The following is a 15,411-nucleotide window of genomic DNA, read 5'->3' as shown; positions in this document are numbered from 1 at the left end:
TGGGCGGGAAGGGTCAGGCCAGGTTGCGCAGCTCGCCGGGGATGCGGGCGAGCATGGACTTGAGGTCTGCGCAGCGGTCGCGGCGCGCCACGAAGGTCACGCCGTGCGTGCGCACCACCACCAGATCGTCCACGCCGAACGCAACGATCGGACCGTCGTCCGCATACAGGATGGAGCCCGTGGAGTCAACCGCGTGGGCGTCTCCCAGCACCACGTTGCCGGCCTCGTCGAGCGGGCGGGTGCGGGCCACGGCGTCCCACGCGCCCACGTCGTCCCAGTCGAACGTCGCGCGCACGACGCCCACCTTGTCCGACCGCTCCAGCAGCCCCTCGTCTATGGACAGGCTGGGGGTGCGGCGGAAGAACTCCTCCGTCCCGCCCTCGCGGAGGATGGGGATCAGCTCGGCCATCTCCGGGGTATGCCGCTCGATCTGGTCCAGCAGGTCGGCCGCGCGCCACACGAAGAGCCCCGTGTTCCACAGGTACTCGCCGCTGGCGACGTAGCCCTCGGCCGTCTCCCGGTCCGGCTTCTCCACGAAGCGCGCCACGCGGTAGCCGGGGTCGCCGGCGGACTCGGACTCCAGCGCGTCGCCCTGGCGGATGTAGCCGAAGCCCGTCTCCGCGCGCGTGGGCGGCACGCCGATGGTGAAGAGCCGCCCGTGCTCCACCGCCAGGTCGGCCGCGCGCGCGATCAGCTCGCGGAAGGCGGACGCGGGGGCGATGACGTGGTCGGCGTGGAGCGAGACCATCACCGCGTCGGGGTCGCGGCGCTCCAACTCGGCGGCAGCCCAGGCGAGGACGGGCGCGGTGCCGGCGGCGCGCGGCTCCAGCAGCAGGTTCCCGTCGCCCAGACGCGGCAGTGCGGACAGGATGGGCCCCGCCAGGTGCGCGCCGGTGAGGATGCGCAGCCGCTCCTGGGGGACGAGCGGGAGGATGCGCTCCACCGTGTCCTCGATGAGCGGGCGGTCCGACGCCAGCGGCAGCAGCTGCTTGGGGCGCGAGGGCGTGCTCACGGGCCAGAAGCGCGAGCCCACGCCGCCGGCCAGGATCACGGTCCAGAGGTGGGGATTACTCGAAGAGCTCGTCGACACGCGCAAGAAGCTTCTTGGGGCTGAAGGGCTTGGTGAAGAAGTCGGTGGCCCCCAGCTCCATGGCCTGGCGGCGGTCGGCGTCCTGGCCCTTGGCGGTGAGGATGATGACGGGTGTCTCGCGGCGGTGCGCCAGGCCGCGGGCGGCGGCCAGCACCTCCAGCCCGGTGGCGTGCGGCATCATGATGTCGAGCAGCACCACGTCGATGCGCTCGTCGCTCTCCAGCCGGTCCAGGGCGGCGCGGCCGTCGGGCACCAGCGTCACCTCGTACGGGCCCTGCTCCAGCTTGAGCTGGATGATGCGCCCGATGTGCGGCTCGTCGTCGGCGACCAGCACGCGGCGGGTGGCGGCGGGGAGGCCGTCGTCGGCTGCGGGGGCGCTCGGGGCGTCTTCCGGGGTCATGGCGCGGGAGCGGGGGGATGGCGCGGCGGCTGGCGCCGCGGCCGGGTCAGACCAGCGAGGCGAGGCGGGGGCCGTTCTCGGACAGGTGGCGCAACAGCGGCGCGAAGCCAACGCCGGGTCGCACCAGCACGGCCAGGATGATCTCGGGCGAGAGCACGGAGACGACAGCCACGCCGCTCTCCATCTTCGCCACCACCGTGCCCGCCTGCCCCGCGCCCGACGCCACGCCCAGCGCGCCCGCCGCGGCGGCGATGCCGGGGACCATCGCCGAGACCGTCTCGGCGTCCAGCCCGCCGGCGCCCGCGTACTGGATGAGCAGCCCGTCGCGGCCCAGCACCAGCGCGTGGTCCACCCCCTCATGGCTGCGGATGGCGTCCAGAGCGGCGTCTAGCTGGGACATCGCGGTGTTCTCCGGGGTACGTGGGGAGGGGCGCGGAAGGTGGCGAGCAACGTACCCGCCGCGGGGGGCGAAGTCAACCCCGCGAACGGGGTTGCGGGCTTGACGCCGCGCCTGCGCGCGGACTATTGTTTGGCCGCGTCCGGCCCTGTCCGGACGCGGGATTTCTACACTCCAGAGAAGGGACTTTCCACGTGCGTCTCGGTCTTTCTGCCATCGCACTGCTGGTTGCCGTCGGTGCATCGCTGTCTGCCTGCGGGAGCAACCCGTTCACCGCCGGCGACGCGGTGATCCTGAGCGATACGGTAAAGCTGGCCGCTCCCACCGCCGACTCGGCCAACGTGGGCTCGGCGCTCGACGTGATCTTCGAGAACGCAGTTCGCTTCCCCGAGCGCGTGGGCGACGCGGGGAACTGGGACGTGGCCCTGCGCGTGGAGGGCGGCGCCTTGGTGCTTCGGCCCATCACCACGCAGGCCGGCTTCGTGGGCTCGTCCGTGCTTACCGACGCGCGCACGTACGAGTCCATCAAGTCCGCCCCCGGCAGCGGCGCCTTCGCCGACAGCATCAACGCCACGCAGGGCAACCACACCCTCGCACTCCAGCAGGGCAAGACGTACCTGGTGCGCTCGCGCCAGTACCTGGAGACGGGCGTGGGCGTGTGCGTGCGCTACGCCAAGATCTCGGCGGTCGAGGTGAACGCGGCGGCCGCCACGGCGCGCCTGGCGGTGACCAGCAACGGCGTCTGCAACGACCGGCGGCTGAACCCCTGATGCTCGACATCCGGCTGATCCGGCAGGATGCGGACGGGGTCCGCGCGCGGCTGGCCGTGCGCGGCAAGGCGGGCGAGACGGACGGGATGGTCGATGCGGCGCTGGCGCTGGACTCGGAGCGCCGCGGCCTGATCGCCGAGGGCGACGAGCTGAAGGCGCGCCGCAACGCCGTGTCCGGCGAGGTGGGCGCCCGCAAGAAGCGCGGCGAGAGCGCCGACGACCTGGTGGCGGAGATGCGGGACGTGAACGACCGCATCAAGTCTGGCGACGCGCGGCTGGGCGACGTGGAGGGCGAGCTGGAGAGGCTGCTGCTCAGCATTCCCAACACCCCGCACGAGACGGTGCCGGAGGGCGGGGAAGAGAGCAACGCGACCGTGCGCGAGTGGGGCGAGAAGCGCGCGTTCGGCTTCGCGCCGCGCCCGCACTGGGAGCTGGCGGCGGAGCTGGGGATGCTGGACCTCGCCGCCGGGGCCAAGGTGGCCGGCAGCGGCTTCCCGGCGTACCGCGGCCTGGGCGCCCGCCTCCAGCGCGCCCTCATCTCCTTCATGCTCGACCTGCACACGGCCGAGCACGGCTACGTGGAGGTGGAGACGCCGTTCCTGGCCTCGCGCGCGGCGATGACGGGCACCTCGCAGCTTCCCAAGTTCGAGGACGACGCCTACCGCATCGAGTCCGACGACCTCTTCCTCATCCCCACCGCCGAGGTCCCGGTCACCAACCTGCACCGCGACGAGCTGCTGGACGGCGCGCGGCTCCCCATCGCCTACACCGCGTACTCGCCGTGCTTCCGGCGCGAGGCGGGCGCGGCGGGCAAGGACACACGCGGCCTGCTCCGCCTGCACCAGTTCGACAAGGTCGAGATGGTGCGCTTCGAGCGGCCCGAGGCGTCGGACGAGGCGCTGGAGCGGCTGACGGGCCACGCCGAGCGCGTGCTCCAGCTGCTGGGTCTGCCGTACCGCGTGCTGCTGCTGGCCGGCGGCGACCTGGGCTTCGGCAGCGCGAAGACGTATGACCTGGAGGTGTGGGCGCCGGGCGTGGACAAGTACCTGGAAGTCTCCAGCTGCTCCAATTTCCGCGACTTCCAGGCGCGCCGCGCGGGCATCCGCTTCCGCCCGGAGCAGGGCGCGAAGCCGGAGTTCGTGCACACGCTCAACGGCAGCGGCGTGGCCCTGCCGCGCACCGTCGTCGCGATCATCGAGAACGGCCAGCAGGACGACGGCTCGGTGCTGCTGCCCGAGGTGCTGCACCGCTACATGGGCACGGACCGCATCACCCGCTGAGCCGCCGGCCTTGGCCGCATCTCCGGATCGGCTGCCGTTCATCTCCCGTCGTGTGGACGGATGATGACCGGCGTCGGAAGATGACGCCGGGGCGTGACGAACATCAGACGGCAGATGGACGGCCGCCGGGCTCCGCGAACGATGCGGACGCGCGGCGGCCGGGCCGCTTCCCTCCTTCCTCCCCGCACCCTGTAGCCCCTGCCATGAACCGCCGGCACTGGCCGACCGCGCTCGGGCTGATGGCGGCGCTCATCCTCCTCTGGTATTTGGTCTACACGCAGTTCCTGGTGCGCAGCATGCGCCGGGACGCGGTGATCCATTCCCGCATCTACGTCCGCATCCTCGCGGGCCTGAACGACCCGTCCGAGAAGGCGCCGCTGCAGACGCTGCTGGACCTCTCCGGCGAGGTGCAGCAGCTCGGGCTTCCCATCGTGGTGACCGACGACCAGGGCGTGCCCGCGTACAGCGCGAACCTTCCCTTCAAGGCCGACCTGACGCGCGAGGCCGACGTGCGGCGGGTGATGGAGTACGCCCGCGAGCTGGGCCGCATCAACCCGCCCATCGTGGAGCCGGGGCTGGGCACCACGTACTTCGGCGACCCGCCCACGGTCACGGCGCTGCGGTGGATCCCCTGGCTGCAGGTGGGCGCGCTGATGGGCCTGCTCGTGACGGCGTGGTGGAACGTGCGCCACAACCAGCGTACCGAGCGCGAGCGCATATGGGCGGCGATGGCGCGGGAGTCCGCCCACCAGATGGGTACGCCGCTGTCGTCCCTTGCGGGCTGGGTGGAGATCCTGCGTCTGCCCCCCGAGGAGCGCGAGGGAATGGCGACGCTGCCCGTGGTGGCGGCCGAGATGGAGGCCGACCTGGACCGGCTGGAGAAGGTGGCGCGCCGCTTCGAATGGATCGGGCGGCCGGTGCAGAAGGACGCGGTGGACCTGCGCACGCTCCTGCGCGTGCTGGAGCGCTACGTGCGCGTGCGCCTGCCGCAGCTGGGCCGCAGCGTGGAGATGCACGTGGACCTGCCGGACGACGTGCCGGCGGTGCTGGGCAACGCGATCCTGCTGGAGTGGGCGCTGGAGAACCTGGTGAAGAACGCGCTCGACGCGCTGGCCGGCTCCGGCGGCAACATCCACATCACCGCCGACGCGCGCGACGACAAGCGCGTGGTGCTGCGCGTGGCGGATGACGGGCCCGGCGTGTCGGCGGCGGTGCGGCCCCGCATCTTCGAACCCGGCGTATCCACCAAGAAAGGCGGGTGGGGCGTGGGCCTCTCGCTCGCCCGGCGCATCGTGGAGGACGTGCACGGCGGCCGCCTCCTTCTCGCCACCACCGAGCGCGGCGCCACCTTCGAGATGATCCTGCCGCGCGCCGAGTGAGCGGGCGCTCGCCCGCATCCACCCCTCGCGCTCGCCCGGGTCGTGCGGGCACGCAGGTCGGAGCGCCTCGCGAGGCCGAGCGAGCGGACTGTCCGATGTCGGTTCGTGGGAGAGACTGATCCGACGGGCAGGCGTGGAAGGTCTGGAGGAGGCGGCGACAACGTTCCTCGACACTCTGTTGTCTACGGAAGATGCCGTGCATGCAGCAGTGCAAGTTCGTGAAGGCTTACCCGAATCTCCACCGGAGACCTGATTCGTGAGAACGAGACCGTTGCTCGACCTCGTCCGCCCGTTTTCGACCCGCGCATGCTTCGCCGCTGCCGTCGCGCTGCCCCTCGCCGCGACGACGGCTTCGGCGCAGCTGTACGTGCCGCGGGCCGTGAAGGAGGCGTACGCGAAGGGCACCCGCACCGTGAGCGGCCGGCCGGGCGCGAGCTACTGGCAGAACCACGCGCGCTACTCCATCACGGTGGACGCGGCGCCGGCCCAGCGCACCGTGCGCGGGACGGAGCAGATCACGTACGTGAACAACAGCCCGGACACGCTGAAGTCGCTGAATTTCAAGCTGTTCATCAACATCCACAAACCCGGCGCCCCGCGTGCCGGCGGCGCGAGCGAGGAATACCTCACGCCGGGCACGCAGATCGACGCCTTCGCGGTCAACGGGCAGCCCACGCGCTGGCCGGGCAACGCGAACACCTTCACCAACCAGCAGGTGCGGCTTCCCTCGCCGCTGATGCCGCACGACTCGGTGCGCCTGTCGTTCGACTGGCACTACCAGGCGTCGGTAGAGGCGGGGCGCGAGGGGATGCTGGACTCCACGACGCTGTTCCTGGCGTACTTCTACCCGCGCGTGGCCGTCTACGACGACTACGAGGGGTGGGACACGATGCCGTTCAACGACCGGCAGGAGTTCTACAGCGACTTCAACGACTACGACGTGACGGTTCGCGTGCCCGCCAACTACGTGGTGTGGGGCACGGGCACGCTCACCAACCCCGCGGCGGTGCTCCAGCCGGAGCCGCTCCAGCGCTACCAGCGCTCGCTCACGTCCGACGAGGTGGTGCGCGTCGCCAGCGGCGCTGAGATCGCGGCGGGGCGCGTGACGGCCGCGGCGCCCACGAACGAGTGGCACTTCCGCGCGAGCAACATCCCCGACGTGACGTTCGCCATCGGCAACCACTACGACTGGGACGCCACGAGCGTGCTGGTGGACGACGCCGCGCACCGGCGGGCAAGCGTGCAGTCGGCGTACAACGACACGGCCGCGGACTTCCACTACATGGCGAGCTGGGGCCGCCTGGCGCTCGACTACTTCTCGCACCAGTGGCCGGGCGTGCCGTACCCGTACGAGAAGTCGACCATCGTGCAGGGCTCCGCCGACATGGAGTACCCGATGATGGTCAACGACGGCTCCAACCAGGACACCACCTTCTCTCGCTTCGTGGCCGAGCACGAGATCGCGCACACGTACTTCCCCTTCTACATGGGGATCAACGAGACGCGCTACGCCTTTATGGACGAGGGCTGGGCGACCACGCTGGAGTACCTCATCAACCAGAGGAACTTGGGCCCGGAGAAGGCGGCGGGCTTCTTCAAGGAGTTCCGCGTGGACCGCTGGATCCAGGATCCGTCGCCGGTGCAGGACCTGCCGATCGTGACCCCGGCCGACGTGCTGGGCGGCTCGGCGTACGGCAACAACGCGTACGGCAAGGCGGCGCTCGGCTATCTCGCCGTGAAGGACATGCTGGGCGATGCGGCGTTCAAGCGCGCGCTCCATGCGTACATGTCGCGCTGGAACGGCAAGCACCCGCTGCCGTGGGACTTCTTCAACACGTTCAACGACGTGAGCGGGCGCAACCTGGACTGGTTCTGGAGTAACTGGTACTTCACCAACAACTACATCGACCTGGCGGTGCGTGGCGCCACGAAGACCGCCGCCGGCTACTCGGTCCACATCGACAACGTGGGCGGGATGGTGGCGCCCTTCGACCTGCGCCTCCGCTACCGCGACGGCACGACCGAGACCGTGCACCAGACCTCGCTGGTGTGGGAGCGCAACCAGAAGCAGGCGACCATCTCCGTCCCCACCGGGAAGGTGCTGGCGTCGATCCAGGCGGACGGCGGGATCTGGGAGGACGCCACGCCCGCGGACAACACCTGGCAGGCGCGGTAGCATCCCGGGACGCGTCCCGCGGCGACGACGCCGGGCGAGTCCGTGCTAGATCCGATGAGGTTCACAGCCGGCTTACCATCCGGGCGATCATGGACGAGATCATATTCAAGGTCGAAGACGCACCGGAGGGCGGGTTCACGGCGTATGCCCTGGGCGCGTCCATCGTCACCGAGGCTGAGACCTTGGACGGGCTGCGTGAGATGGTGCGCGACGCGGTCCGCTGCCACTTCGACAATGCGGATGGCCCGAAGCTGATCCGGCTGCATCTCATTCCGGAGGAAGTGATCGCGGCGTGAAGCTGCCCCTGGCTTGAGTGGAAGCGAGAGATCGGGTGGGATCCGTGACCGCTCGCTTCAGGTGGAACACGCGCCGGACGTCCACAGGGACGTCCGGCGTTTTTCTTTCAGGTCCGAAGCGCTACCTTGTGGACGGACCGAGCGGCTTCACCCCGACGTGGATGACGGATGGCTTTCGACGTTTCGCACCTGAACCCCGAGCAGCAGGAAGGGGCTCTCCATTTCGAGGGGCCCATGCTGGTGCTGGCGGGCGCCGGCTCGGGCAAGACGCGGGTGCTCACCACCCGCATCGCCTACCTGATCGACGAGATGGGGGTGGACCCGCGGCACGTCCTCGCGCTCACGTTCACGAACAAGGCCGCGGGGGAGATGCGCGACCGGGTGCGCAAGCTGCTGGACCGCGACCCCGGGGGCATGTGGATCGGGACGTTCCACGCCATCGGCGCGCGCATGCTGCGGCGGGACGCGACGCGGCTGGGGTGGTCGCCCAACTTCCTCGTCTACGACGCGGCCGACCAGGAGAGCCTGGTCAAGCGCATCGTGAAGGACGAGCTGCAGCTGGACCCCAAGCGCTGGCCGCCCAAGTCGTTCCAGGGCAAGATCTCGGCGGCCAAGAACGAGCTGGTCTCCCCCGCGGAGTACCGCCGCACCGCCGTCGACCCGTTCGAGCAGAAGACGGCCGATGTGTACGAGCGCTACCAGCTCGCGCTGCGCAACGCCAACGCGTTCGACTTCGACGACCTGCTGGTGAAGCCGGTGGAGCTGTTCCGCACGCATCCCGGCGTGCTGGAGCGCTACCGCGAGCGCTTCCAGTTCATCCTCGTCGACGAGTACCAGGACACGAACCGCGCGCAGTACGTGCTCCTCCAGCTCCTAGCCGGCGATCACCACAACCTGTTCGTGGTGGGCGACGACGACCAGTCCATCTACGGCTGGCGAGGCGCCGACATCCGCAACATCCTGGACTTCGAGAAGGACTTCCCGGCCGCGAAGGTGGTGCGGCTGGAGCAGAACTACCGCTCCACGGGCACCATCCTGGACGCCGCCAACCGCGTGATCGCCCAGAACGTGCGCCGCAAGGGCAAGACGCTGCGCACCGACGCCGCGGCCGGCGAGCAGGTCACGCTCATCGAGGCGGCGGACGAGAGCGACGAGGCGGAGTGGATCGCGGTGGAGATGCAGGCGCGGATGCAGGACGATCCGTCGCTGGAGCTGCGGTCATTCGTCGTCCTCTATCGCACCAACTCCCAGTCGCGGGCGATGGAAGAGGCGCTGCGGCGCCTCGCGATCCCGTACCGCGTGGTGGGCGGCACGCGCTTCTACGAGCGGCGCGAGGTGAAGGACGCGCTGGCGTACCTGCGTCTCATCGCCAACCCCGCGGCGGACGAGGCGTTCCTGCGCATCGTCAACGTCCCGCGGCGCGGCGTGGGCGACACGTCGGTCGCGCGGCTGGCGGAGCACGCCGCGCAGAACCGCATCCCCTTGCTGCGCGCCGCGGCGCAGGCGGGCTCGATCCCCGGCATCAAGGGCGCGGCGGCGAAGTCGCTGCCCGACCTGGCCGGGCTCGTCGACAAGCACGCGGCGCTGGCCGAGGTGGGCCTGCCGCTGGGAGACCTGCTGCGCGACCTCGTCCGCGAGTCCGGCCTGGCGGAGTCGCTGAAGGAGGAAGGCGCGGAGGGCGAGGAGCGCATCCAGAACCTGGAGGAGCTGGTGGCCGGCGCGGCGGATCTTCAGGCGCGGCTGGACGACGAGGACCCGGACCTGATGCTGGAGCTGGAGGAGATGGGAGATGCGGCGCCGCGCGCGCTCGACCTCTTCCTCGGCCACGTGGCCCTCGTCGCCGACATCGACCAGCACGACCCCACGGCGGACGCGGTCTCGCTGATGACGCTGCACAACGCCAAGGGGCTGGAGTTCCCCTTCGTGTTCGTCGCCGGGCTGGAGGAGGGGCTGTTCCCGCTGGCCCGCGCGTACGACACGCCGGAGCAGCTGGAAGAGGAGCGGCGGCTCTTCTACGTGGGCATCACCCGCGCGGAGCGGAAGCTGTACCTGGCCCACGCGCGGCGGCGCAGGCGCGGCGGCGAGTGGATGGATTCCGTCGCATCCACCTTCCTGGAAGGCGTGCCCGAGGAGCTGACCGAGACGCGCCAGACGCCGCGCGCGGCCGACCGCTCTTCGTTCTCGTTCGCGCGGCCGTGGCGCTCCGGCGGGCCGTCGCTCGAGACACGGCGCCAGCGGCTGGGCTTCGGAGGCGCGGGTGCGGGCGCGGGCGGCGGCTACGGGATGCCGAAGCGCGCCGCCGCTGGCGGTCAGGGCGACGGCGGCGATCCCAGCTACCAGGTGGACTACAGCGACTCGCAGGACACGCCCAGCATGATCAAGGGCACGCGCGTGCGGCACCCGCAGTTCGGCGCCGGCACCGTGGCCGAGGTTTCCGGCGGCGGCACCGACGTGCGCGCCACCATCGACTTCGACACCGTGGGCCGCAAGAAGATCGTGCTCCGCTACGCCAACCTAGAGCGCGAGTGGGAGTGACCCGCCTCGTCCAGGCCACACGAAGATGAGAGATACGACTCCCGAAGCCGCGGAAGCGCAGATGGCCGCACTCCGCCGGATGACCGGCCCGCAACGCATGTCCAAGGCGCTCGAATTGAGCGTCGCCATGCGTGAGACGCTGAAGTCCCGGCTTCGCAAGCAGCATCCGGAGTGGTCCGAGCAGCAGCTCAAGCGCGAGCTGCTGCGGTACGCGTTCGCACCCAAGCCACTTCCGCCGGGGTTGGGATGATTCCATCCGAAATCCTCGAACGGATCGTCAGCCGTGTGGAGGCTGCCGGGATTCCGTACATGGTGACCGGCTCTCTGGCGAGCGGCTTCCACGGTCCGTATCGCGGAACGATGGACATCGACCTCGTGATTCGCGCGGATGCGGAGAAGCTGCGCGAGTTCGCCCGTAGCTTGCCTCGCCCGGGCTACTACGTGGATGAGCGGGCGGCGCTCGAAGCACTCGCTTCGGAAGGGATGTTCAACGTCGTGGACAACGAATCGGGATGGAAAGTGGACCTCATCGTCCGCAAGTCCCGGCCTTTCAGCATCGCCGAGTTCGAGCGTCGACAATCCGACGACCTGTTCGGTGTGAGGGTCTGGGTGGCGAGTGCGGAAGACGTGGTGATCTCCAAGCTGGAGTGGGCCACGCTGGGCGAGTCCCGTCGGCAGCTCGAGGACGTCGCCGGAGTGTTGAACTTCCAGGGTGCCGCTCTGGATCTCGACTACATCGGGAAGTGGGTCGCTGAGCTGGGGTTGGGAGACGCGTGGGCGGAGGCCCGGCGAATCGCCACGTCGGCGGCATGAACTAGGAGCCTAGCCGAGCCCATCGATCCGATCACCAGCGGATACGTGAGATTGCGAAGATGACAGAGCTCGTACGGCGTGAGGTGAAGGGTCCTGTCGCGACCCTGACGTTCAACCGGCCGGAGGCGTTCAACGCGCTGGACCTGCCGACGGCGCGGGCGTTGGCGGACCTGCTGCTGGACGCCAGCTCGGACCCGGCGGTGGGCGTGGTGGTGCTCACGGGCGAGGGGCGCGCGTTCTCGGCCGGGGGCGACCTGCGGAGCGTGATGGCGCACCCGCACGGGCCGCCCGCGGCGTTCCGCGAGCTCGCCACGTACGTGCACGTCTGCGTGACCGAGATCCGGCGGATGCCGAAGCCCGTGATCGCGGCGGTGAACGGAGTGGCTGCGGGCGGCGGTTTCAGCCTGGCGCTGGCGTGCGACTTCCGCGTGATGGCGGCCTCCGCGCGGCTCGTGCAGGGCTACACCAGCCAGGCGCTCGCCATCGACGCGGGCGGCACGTTCACGCTGCCGCGCCTCGTGGGCATGGCGCGCGCGCTGGAGATCGCGGCCTTCGACGAGCCCATCTCCGCGGAGCAGGCGCTGGCGTGGGGCCTCGCCACCCGCATCGCATCGGACAACGCGGTGCTCGCCGAGGCGATGGAGATGGCCGCAACGCTCGCCGCGCGCTCCACGAACTCGTTCGCCGCGGTCAAGCGCCTGCTCACCGACAGCTTCGACACGCCGTTCGAGCGGCAGCTCGAGGCGGAGCGCGAAGCCCTCATCGCCTGCGCGTCGCACCCGGACGGCATGGAAGGGCTCGCCGCGTTCGTGGAGAAGCGCCGGCCGGTCTACAATGCGGGCACGGCGAAGCCGGGCGGATCGGCCTGAGACGCATCCGCCGGACGCTGCCAGTGTACATCCGACGAAACGTCGGGCGGTTCGCGGGGTCTCACTCGGTGGGGTGCGTGCCGGCCGCGCATCTCCCGGCGTCCAGAGGGCGCTCTACGGCGGTGCCGCGTGTCCTCCGCCGGTCATCCCACATCGACCCCGCACCATGCCCAAGCGTCCCAACGCCAGCGCCGGCCTGCTGCTCTTCCGCCGGGCGCCGGGCGGCATCGAGGTCTTCCTCGCGCATCCCGGTGGCCCGTTCTGGGCCCGGCGCGACGAGGGTGCGTGGACGATCCCCAAGGGGGCCATCGAGGAGGGCGAGGACGGGCTGTCCGCCGCCCGCCGCGAGTTCTTGGAGGAGACGGGCATCGAGGCCGAGGGCGAGTTCCTGCCGCTGGGCAGCATCCGCCAGAAGGCCGGCAAGGTGATCCACGCGTGGGCGTGGGAGGGCGACGCGGACGCCACGAAGGCCGTCAGCAACGAGATGCGCGCCGAGTGGCCGCGCGGCTCCGGCCGCTGGCTCACCTTCCCGGAGGTGGACCGCTGCGAATGGTTCGCTCCCGCCGCTGCGCGCGAGAAGCTGAACGCCGCGCAGGCGGAGCTCATCGGCCGTCTCGAATCCCTCCTCGCGGCCGGCGCGCTCGTCGGCCGCGCCGCATCTTCCTGAACGTCCACCGATTTCGGCCGATGCCGGACCTGCGCATCCTGATGGCCAAGCGGCCGGACGGCGGCGTCGTCCTGCGCTGCGAGCGCGCGGACGGGTCGGCCACGTGGCAGCGGCAGGAGGGCGCCCACGCGCGCTTCTTCCCCCTCCACGACCTCGCGCACTACGCGGCGGAGACGGAACTCGGCTTCCGCGACGGCTTCTACGGTCTGATCGCGCGGGGCTGGGACATCGCCGAGACGACGGGTAAGACCGCGCGTGGCCCGCTGCCGCCGGAAGCGGTTGCGGTGGAGCACCTCGTCGGCACGCTGGACGGCGAGCGCGCGACCGGAGCGGAGTGGCCAGCGGGCGACTTCAACGTCCACGCCGCGGAGTTCGCATCGTCCCGCGGCCTGCCCGCGCCGCGCGCCCTCACGGATGACGAGCTGGCGCGCGTCCGCGCTCGTATGCGCGAGCTTCACGCGCGTTGGGCCGCGCTTCCCGGAGGCGCGACGCTGGAGCTGCCGTTCGATCTTCCCGCATCTCCCGAAACGTCCTGACGTTGCGATGAATGCCGGTCGGTGTCGTGCGATGTGTTCGGGGGATGTGCGACGGCCACGGCGACGTGGCCGTCGTCACGCTTGGGATCGGCGACGCGATGCGGCCGATCGCATCCACCGAGCGCGCGGCACCAATCCCGCATGTCCGCCCGACGGCGTGGCTGACGGTCCACGCAGAGCCCGCAAGTCCTTCCGGAGGTTCGCCGAGATGGCCGTAAGTCCCCACGAGGTGGCGCACGTCGCGCGGCTGGCGCGCCTGCGCCTGGACCCGGGCGAGGTGGACCGGCTGTGCGCCGACCTGGGCACCATCCTGGGCCACGCGAACGAGCTCGCCCGCGTGGACGTGAGCGACCTGGAGCCGCCCGCGTCCGGCGCCGCGCCGTGCGCCCTGCGGAGCGACGACGGCACCGCCGAGTCCATGCTGCGCCCCCCGGAGCTGATCGCGCCGGTGTGGGCGCATCCGTTCTTCAGCGTGCCCCGCCTCGCATCGCACGCCGCCATCCCCGCCCAGGAGCAGGCTTGAGCGTGCACCTCATGCGGCGGGCGGGCGTGGAGCTGGCGGGCGAGGTCAACGCCGGCGTCCTGCGCCCCACGGAGCTGGTGCAGGCCGCGGAAGACGCCTACGCCGCGTCCGAGCGCGGGCCGGCGGCCCTGAACGCCTTCATCTCCGTCGACTTCCTTTCCGCCCGCCGCCGCGCGGAGGGCATGGAGGAGGAGATGCGGAAGGGCGCGCCCGCGCTGGCGCTCGCTGGCGTGCCGGTGGCGCTCAAGGACAACCTCTGCACCACCGAGATGCCGACCACGTGCGGGTCGCGAATCCTGGAGGGCTATGTCTCGCCGTTCGACGCCACGGTGGTGCGGCTGCTGCGCGAGGCGGGCGCCATCCCCGTGGGCAAGACCAACATGGATGAGTTCGCCATGGGCTCGTCCACCGAGCACTCGGCGTACGGGCCGGTGCGCAACCCGCTGGACCCGTCGCGTGTGCCGGGCGGCAGCTCCGGCGGCTCGGCGGCGGCGGTGGCGGCGGGCGTCGTGCCGTTCGCGCTGGGCTCGGACACGGGCGGATCGGTGCGCCAGCCGGCGGCGTTCTGCGGCATCGTGGGGATCAAGCCCACGTACGGCGCCGTGTCGCGCTACGGACTGGTGTCGTTCGCGTCGTCGCTGGACCAGGTGGGCACGTTCGGGCGTACGGTAACCGACGCCGCGGTGCTGCTGGAGGTCATCTCCGGGCACGACCCGCTGGACGCGACCTCGGTGGCGCGCGCTGTGCCGGACTACCGCGTGGCGCTGGGGCACGGCGTGGAGGGGATGACCATCGGCGTGCCGGAGGAATACTTCGCCGCCGCGCTGGACCCGCGCGTGGGCGCCGCCTGCCGCGCGGCGCTGCACGTGCTGGAAGGCATGGGCGCGGAGGTGCGCGAGATCTCGCTGCCGCACACGCGGCACGCCGTGGCCGCGTACCAGGTCGTCGCGTCGGCCGAGGCGTCGTCGAACCTGGCGCGCTTCGACGGGATCCACTTCGGCCGCCGCGCGCCCGATGCCGCCACGCTCGACGAAGTCTACGAGCGCACCCGCGCCCTCTTCGGCGCCGAGGCGAAGCGCCGCATCGTCCTGGGCACGTACGTCCTCTCCGCCGGCTACTACGACGCGTACTACGCCCGCGCCCAGCAGGTGCGGGCGCTGGTCGCGCGCGACTTCCAGTGGGCGTTCGCATCCGGCGTCGATGCGGTGTTCACCCCGACGACGCCGACGACGGCCTTCCGCATCGGCGAGGTCAGCGACCCGTACGAGATGTACCTGGCCGACGCCTTCACCGTCCCGGCGAGCCTGGCCGGCCTCCCCGCGCTCTCCCTGCCGGTGGGCGATGTGGACGGCCTCCCCGTGGGCGGCCAGCTCATCGCCGCGCCGTGGCACGAGCCCAAGCTCATCCGCATCGCCCACGCCCTGGAGACGGCGCTGGCGCAACGCGCGGCCGAAACGTGATGGAGGTGTCGGTAGATGCGCATCTCCCGCTAGTGATTGATGGGTGGTCGCGCGTCGGGGAGATCCGTCGGGGCGGAGGGCCCGCGGGGCGCGTAAACGCGCGGGGTACACGGGCCAAGACCGCTCCGCGGCCTCCTGCTGAGAGTACGTCCCGCGCCGAGGCTGAATTGCGCACCGATGCCAACCCAACCCTCCCCCAGGCAGTTTTGGGGGAGGGTCG

General features: G+C 71.0%; 16 protein-coding genes. 13 read left to right on the top strand and 3 right to left on the bottom strand.

The window, feature by feature from the left end:
• Window positions 1-13 precede the first annotated feature (13 nt).
• From VFE05_01865 to VFE05_01855, 3 genes are read right to left on the bottom strand one after another with little or no spacing between them, the layout of a single operon-like run.
• Window positions 14-1,090 carry a sugar phosphate nucleotidyltransferase gene (locus VFE05_01865; GenBank protein ID HET6228792.1) on the bottom strand — a complete coding sequence of 359 codons (1,077 nt, stop codon included), beginning with the start codon at window positions 1,088-1,090 and terminating at the stop codon, window positions 14-16.
• On the bottom strand, window positions 1,068-1,490 hold the full coding sequence (locus VFE05_01860) for a response regulator (GenBank protein HET6228791.1): 423 nt from the start codon (window positions 1,488-1,490) through the stop codon (window positions 1,068-1,070). Before VFE05_01860 ends, VFE05_01865 begins: the two co-directional genes overlap by 23 nt.
• A 46-nt stretch (window positions 1,491-1,536) precedes the next feature.
• Window positions 1,537-1,890 (bottom strand): roadblock/LC7 domain-containing protein, encoded by a 354-nt coding sequence (locus tag VFE05_01855; GenBank protein HET6228790.1) that lies wholly within the window; start codon window positions 1,888-1,890, stop codon window positions 1,537-1,539.
• 191 nt (window positions 1,891-2,081) lie between these two features.
• Here VFE05_01855 and VFE05_01850 point away from each other — a divergent pair, with 191 nt between their 5' ends.
• From VFE05_01850 to gatA, 13 genes are all read left to right on the top strand, one after another.
• Window positions 2,082-2,657, top strand: coding sequence for a hypothetical protein (locus VFE05_01850; protein HET6228789.1), 576 nt, complete (start codon window positions 2,082-2,084; stop codon window positions 2,655-2,657).
• On the top strand, window positions 2,657-3,937 hold the full coding sequence (gene serS, locus VFE05_01845) for a serine--tRNA ligase (protein ID HET6228788.1): 1,281 nt from the start codon (window positions 2,657-2,659) through the stop codon (window positions 3,935-3,937). The genes VFE05_01850 and serS overlap by 1 nt, the downstream gene beginning before the upstream one ends.
• 239 nt (window positions 3,938-4,176) lie before the next feature.
• Window positions 4,177-5,316 carry a HAMP domain-containing sensor histidine kinase gene (locus VFE05_01840; GenBank protein ID HET6228787.1) on the top strand — a complete coding sequence of 380 codons (1,140 nt, stop codon included), beginning with the start codon at window positions 4,177-4,179 and terminating at the stop codon, window positions 5,314-5,316.
• 256 nt (window positions 5,317-5,572) lie between these two features.
• Entirely contained in the window at window positions 5,573-7,492 is a 1,920-nt protein-coding gene (locus tag VFE05_01835) for a M1 family metallopeptidase (protein HET6228786.1), read from the top strand.
• An 89-nt stretch (window positions 7,493-7,581) separates the two neighbouring features.
• Window positions 7,582-7,788, top strand: a complete 207-nt coding sequence (locus VFE05_01830) for a hypothetical protein (protein ID HET6228785.1) — start codon at window positions 7,582-7,584, stop codon at window positions 7,786-7,788.
• A 168-nt stretch (window positions 7,789-7,956) separates the two neighbouring features.
• On the top strand, window positions 7,957-10,323 hold the full coding sequence (locus VFE05_01825; GenBank protein HET6228784.1) for a UvrD-helicase domain-containing protein: 2,367 nt from the start codon (window positions 7,957-7,959) through the stop codon (window positions 10,321-10,323).
• Window positions 10,324-10,384: 61 nt separating this feature from the next.
• Window positions 10,385-10,573, top strand: coding sequence for a hypothetical protein (locus VFE05_01820; protein HET6228783.1), 189 nt, complete (start codon window positions 10,385-10,387; stop codon window positions 10,571-10,573).
• A complete protein-coding gene (locus tag VFE05_01815) occupies window positions 10,570-11,136 on the top strand; it encodes a hypothetical protein (GenBank protein ID HET6228782.1) in 567 nt (188 codons plus the stop codon). The genes VFE05_01820 and VFE05_01815 overlap by 4 nt, the downstream gene beginning before the upstream one ends.
• Before the next feature lie 59 nt (window positions 11,137-11,195).
• Complete coding sequence (locus VFE05_01810) at window positions 11,196-12,005, top strand: enoyl-CoA hydratase/isomerase family protein (protein ID HET6228781.1); 810 nt, start codon at window positions 11,196-11,198, stop codon at window positions 12,003-12,005.
• Window positions 12,006-12,171: 166 nt separating this feature from the next.
• Window positions 12,172-12,672: an NUDIX domain-containing protein gene (locus VFE05_01805; protein HET6228780.1), complete on the top strand. Its 501-nt coding sequence runs from the start codon at window positions 12,172-12,174 to the stop codon at window positions 12,670-12,672.
• 20 nt (window positions 12,673-12,692) lie between these two features.
• Window positions 12,693-13,208, top strand: a complete 516-nt coding sequence (locus VFE05_01800; protein ID HET6228779.1) for a hypothetical protein — start codon at window positions 12,693-12,695, stop codon at window positions 13,206-13,208.
• Between the two features lie 208 nt (window positions 13,209-13,416).
• A complete protein-coding gene (locus VFE05_01795) occupies window positions 13,417-13,731 on the top strand; it encodes an aspartyl/glutamyl-tRNA amidotransferase subunit C (protein HET6228778.1) in 315 nt (104 codons plus the stop codon).
• Between the two features lie 2 nt (window positions 13,732-13,733).
• A complete protein-coding gene (gene gatA / locus VFE05_01790; protein HET6228777.1) occupies window positions 13,734-15,191 on the top strand; it encodes an Asp-tRNA(Asn)/Glu-tRNA(Gln) amidotransferase subunit GatA in 1,458 nt (485 codons plus the stop codon).
• Window positions 15,192-15,411: the final 220 nt, after the last annotated feature.

It is taken from the genome of Longimicrobiaceae bacterium (assembly GCA_035696245.1).
Lineage (GTDB): Bacteria > Gemmatimonadota > Gemmatimonadetes > Longimicrobiales > Longimicrobiaceae > DASRQW01.
The sequence above is the reverse complement of the archived record's forward strand: the minus strand, read 5'-3'. Positions and strand labels throughout refer to the sequence as shown.

What these genes read in the sequence shown, in the direction of transcription:
- VFE05_01860 (HET6228791.1), bottom strand. Translation starts at nt 1,490, where the DNA reads ATGACCCCGGAAGACGCCCCGAGCGCCCCCGCAGCCGACGACGGCCTC.
- VFE05_01855 (HET6228790.1), bottom strand. Translation starts at nt 1,890, where the DNA reads ATGTCCCAGCTAGACGCCGCTCTGGACGCCATCCGCAGCCATGAGGGG.
- serS (HET6228788.1), top strand. Translation starts at nt 2,657, where the DNA reads ATGCTCGACATCCGGCTGATCCGGCAGGATGCGGACGGGGTCCGCGCG.
- VFE05_01840 (HET6228787.1), top strand. Translation starts at nt 4,177, where the DNA reads ATGGCGGCGCTCATCCTCCTCTGGTATTTGGTCTACACGCAGTTCCTG.
- VFE05_01830 (HET6228785.1), top strand. Translation starts at nt 7,582, where the DNA reads ATGGACGAGATCATATTCAAGGTCGAAGACGCACCGGAGGGCGGGTTC.
- VFE05_01825 (HET6228784.1), top strand. Translation starts at nt 7,957, where the DNA reads ATGGCTTTCGACGTTTCGCACCTGAACCCCGAGCAGCAGGAAGGGGCT.
- VFE05_01820 (HET6228783.1), top strand. Translation starts at nt 10,385, where the DNA reads ATGGCCGCACTCCGCCGGATGACCGGCCCGCAACGCATGTCCAAGGCG.
- VFE05_01815 (HET6228782.1), top strand. Translation starts at nt 10,570, where the DNA reads ATGATTCCATCCGAAATCCTCGAACGGATCGTCAGCCGTGTGGAGGCT.
- VFE05_01810 (HET6228781.1), top strand. Translation starts at nt 11,196, where the DNA reads ATGACAGAGCTCGTACGGCGTGAGGTGAAGGGTCCTGTCGCGACCCTG.
- VFE05_01805 (HET6228780.1), top strand. Translation starts at nt 12,172, where the DNA reads ATGCCCAAGCGTCCCAACGCCAGCGCCGGCCTGCTGCTCTTCCGCCGG.
- VFE05_01800 (HET6228779.1), top strand. Translation starts at nt 12,693, where the DNA reads ATGCCGGACCTGCGCATCCTGATGGCCAAGCGGCCGGACGGCGGCGTC.
- VFE05_01795 (HET6228778.1), top strand. Translation starts at nt 13,417, where the DNA reads ATGGCCGTAAGTCCCCACGAGGTGGCGCACGTCGCGCGGCTGGCGCGC.